Source organism: Brevundimonas sp. UBA5936, assembly GCA_002430835.1.
Taxonomy (GTDB): domain Bacteria; phylum Pseudomonadota; class Alphaproteobacteria; order Caulobacterales; family Caulobacteraceae; genus Brevundimonas.
The window spans coordinates 1-436 of record DJDA01000104.1; the positions used below are offsets into that span (position 1 = coordinate 1).

At 75.2% G+C, this 436-nt stretch carries 1 pseudogene; it reads left to right on the forward strand.

Features of this window, described 5'->3' with window-relative positions:
- Window positions 1–436 (forward strand): annotated as a pseudogene (locus B2Y21_RS09385) (PhoH family protein); the annotation flags it as partial.

Below are 436 nucleotides of genomic sequence, written 5' to 3' on the forward strand. Positions count from 1 at the left end.
GGGCGAGAGGGTCCGAGGTCCTGTCCCGCAGCGATGAGACGTTGCGCGCTGTGATCGGGCCGCAGAGCCGTCACCTGGATTTGGTCGAGGACGCCTTCAAGGTGCTGGTCGAGACGCCGGGCGGCGGGGTGTCGATCAACGGCTCGACGCGGGATCGCGCCCAGGCGCGCCGGGTGATGGAGGCTCTGTCCAACCGGGCCGAGGCGGGCGCCGAGATCACCGAGGCCGACGTGCGCACCGCCCTGGGCGCCGCCGTGACCCAGCCGCGCGCCGAACCGGCGGGCCGCAGCCCAGGTCGCAGCGTGCCGGAGGGCGCCGCCCTGCCGGTCGGCCGTCGCGGCGCCATCGCCCCCAAGACGGCGTCGCAGGCGCGCTATCTGGAGATGCTGGGCCGCTGCGAGCTGACCTTCGGCGTCGGCCCGGCGGGCACGGGCAA